This window comes from Rhodoplanes roseus (assembly GCF_003258865.1).
In the GTDB taxonomy this organism is placed as follows: Bacteria; Pseudomonadota; Alphaproteobacteria; order Rhizobiales; family Xanthobacteraceae; genus Rhodoplanes; species Rhodoplanes roseus.
In genome coordinates, this window is the sequence record NZ_NPEX01000477.1 from 1 (window position 1) to 2,769 (window position 2,769).

Sequence of the window (2,769 nt, forward strand, 5' to 3'; positions counted from 1 at the left end):
GGCTTGGGTGGCCGTATCCTTCGAGGCCCGGCTGCGCCGGGCACCTCAGGATGACGGAACACAGGCCGGCGTCACGAGACGAGAATTCTTCCCGGAGGACCCCCATGGCCGTCAGCGAAGTGACCGAGGCGAAGCTGATCGATGCGCCGCCGACCGACGCGGTCGGCCACTACGAGCCCTATGGCTGGCACCATTGGCCGGAGCATCCGTGGCCGAGCTATCAGTTCCGCCGTGGCCTCGGCGAGACCCAGGAGGGCGGCGGCACCGTCTCGGAGTGCTTTCTCGCCGCCAGCCGGATGGTGCCGGGCGATCTGGAGAGCTGGCACAAGGAATGGATGATCGTCGCCGACCGCAATGTTTCGCGCGGCGATGCGGAGCTCGCGGCCGGGCACGTGCAGACCGCGATGAACTGCTGGCTGCGCGCCGCCGATTACTACCGCTCGGCCGAGTTCTGGCTCGAGCCGGACGATCCCCGCCGGCTGCCGACCTTCGAGAAGATGGAGGCGGCGAGCCACAAGTTCTTCCTCCATCTGCGGCCGCCCGGCGAGATCGTCGAGATCCCTTACGAGGGCGTCGGCCTGTGCGGCTATTTCGTGCGGGCGCCCTTCGCGGTCGAGAAGCAGCCGGTGCTGATCGCCTTCGGCGGCCTCGACTCGATCAAGGACGAGCTGTGGTTCATGGTCGGGCGCGGCGCCGTCCAGCGTGGCATCTCGGTCCTGATGGTCGACGGGCCGGGGCAGGGCGGCACGCTGCGCCGCCACAAGATCCCGACCCGCTTCGACTACGAGGTGCCGGTCGGCGCCTGCATCGACTGGCTGGCGACCCGCAGCGACGTCGACATGGACCGCATCGCGGTGTCGGGCTCGTCGCTCGGCGGCTACTACGCGGCGCGGGCCGGCAGCATGGAGCCGCGGCTCGCCGCCTGTATTTCGCACGGCGCTCAGTGGGACTTGCATGAACGCGCAAAGAGCCGCGGCGAGGACCACGGCCTCGCCGGCCACATGAAATGGGTCTTCGGCGGGAAGACCATGGCCGAGGTGACCGAAATTTCGAAGCCGTTCCGCCTCGAAGGCGTGCTCGACAAGATGACGTGCCCGTACCTGATCGTGCACGGCGGCCACGACGTGCTCGGTGTCCAGACCGCCACCCTGGTGCACGACTATGCGCGGGCGAAGGGGCTCGACGTGACGTTCCGCCTGGTGTCGGCCGACGAGACCGGCGCCGAGCACTGCCAGCACGACAATCCGACCCTCGGCCAGGAGCTGATCGGCGACTGGCTGGCCGACACGTTCGGCATCGACCAGCGGGCGCTCTATACCCGGCATGCCTTGCGGCCGGTCTGAGGCTCGGTGGCCGCGCTTCACGCGCCAGCCGTTCATGCCCGCGCAGGCGGGCATCCGGAGCCTCGCGTCGTGCCGCCCTTGGGTGTCCGCCTGCGCGGGAACGAAGCGGAGATCGGCGGCCTGCTCCCCCGCCGCCGCAACGCTTCGATGCGGCGGCGTCCGGGCACAAACGCCGGCGCGCCTGCTAGGCTTCGGCCTCCCGACGGTCCGGTGAGAAGAACACGTCGCGAAAACAGGAGAGGCGCACCATGAGCGAGACCCTCGGCCACACGCTGCGCGGCCGCATCCCCTACCAGCCGATCCATCGTCGGCCGCCCCTGAAGCTGCCCGGCGGCGCCCGGGTGGCGGTGTGGACCATCGTCAATGTCGAGAGCTGGCAGACCGAGGGCGCGATGCCGCGCGCCGTGCTGCCGCCGCCGATGGGCCAGCCGCTGCTGCCCGACGTGCCCAACTGGGCCTGGCACGAATACGGCAACCGGGTCGGCTTCTGGCGCTTCATCGATGCGCTGGGCTCGCGCGGCCTGAAGGCGACCTTCGCCCTGAACGGCACCTGCTGCGAGGTCTATCCGGAGGTCTGCGCCGCCGCCCGCGACGCCGGCTGGGACTTCATGGGCCACGGCTTCGTGCAGCGGCCGATGCACCGCATCGAGGACCAGCGGGCCGCCATCCGCTCGACCGTCGAGGCGATCAAGGCGTTCACCGGCAAGCCGCCGCGCGGCTGGGAGAGCCCCGGCCTGACCGAGACCGACGAGACCATCGACATCCTGGCCGAGGAGGGGATCGAGTACGTCGCCGACTGGGTGCTGGACGATCAGCCGCTGCCGATCCGCACCCGCGCCGGGCGGGTCGTCTCGGTGCCCTACACGGTCGAGGTCAACGACGTCGTCATCAGCGCCGTCCAGCAGCAGCCTTCGGACGAGATTCTGCGTCGCGGTCGCGACCAGTTCGACCGGCTGTTCCAGGAAGGCGCCACGGCGCCGCGCGTGATGGCGATCGCCATCCACCCCTACCTCACCGGCGTGCCGCACCGGATCAAGTATCTCGAGCAGCTCTACGACTACATCCTCGGCCACGGCGACGTGGTGATGTGGACCGGCGCCGAGATCCTGGACTGGTACAAGTCGCAAGTGCCGGAGACGCAGGCCGCCGCGGCCGAGTAGGGCGGAGCGGATCGGGTCGACCCTCCCGTGGAGGGGAGGGTCGACGCGCGCAGCGTTCACCACCCGCGTACCGGCGCCGCCCCGCACCCTCGTTTTGCCAAAGTTCCCCCGGAAAGCAGACGCTTGGGGAATGGCGCGCGGTCCTGCGGCCGCGAACGGGGGACGTGATGAGAGTGTTCGTGTCGACGGCGGCGGCTGCCGCGCTGGCCCTGTCGCTCGCCGGCTGCGCCGGCGATCCCAACACCGGCACGGGGCCGCGTGAAAAC

General features: G+C 70.1%; 2 protein-coding genes. Both read left to right on the forward strand.

Annotated features, from left to right (window positions below; translation table 11 throughout):
• Nucleotides 1-104: 104 nt before the first annotated feature.
• Entirely contained in the window at nucleotides 105-1,343 is a 1,239-nt protein-coding gene (locus CH341_RS30355) for an alpha/beta hydrolase family protein (protein WP_170149875.1), read from the forward strand.
• A gap of 248 nt (nucleotides 1,344-1,591) precedes the next feature.
• Nucleotides 1,592-2,503 carry a polysaccharide deacetylase family protein gene (locus CH341_RS30360; RefSeq protein ID WP_111423241.1) on the forward strand — a complete coding sequence of 304 codons (912 nt, stop codon included), beginning with the start codon at nucleotides 1,592-1,594 and terminating at the stop codon, nucleotides 2,501-2,503.
• The last annotated feature ends 266 nt before the right edge of the window (nucleotides 2,504-2,769 follow it).

What these genes read in the sequence shown, in the direction of transcription:
- CH341_RS30355 (WP_170149875.1), top strand. Translation starts at nt 105, where the DNA reads ATGGCCGTCAGCGAAGTGACCGAGGCGAAGCTGATCGATGCGCCGCCG.
- CH341_RS30360 (WP_111423241.1), top strand. Translation starts at nt 1,592, where the DNA reads ATGAGCGAGACCCTCGGCCACACGCTGCGCGGCCGCATCCCCTACCAG.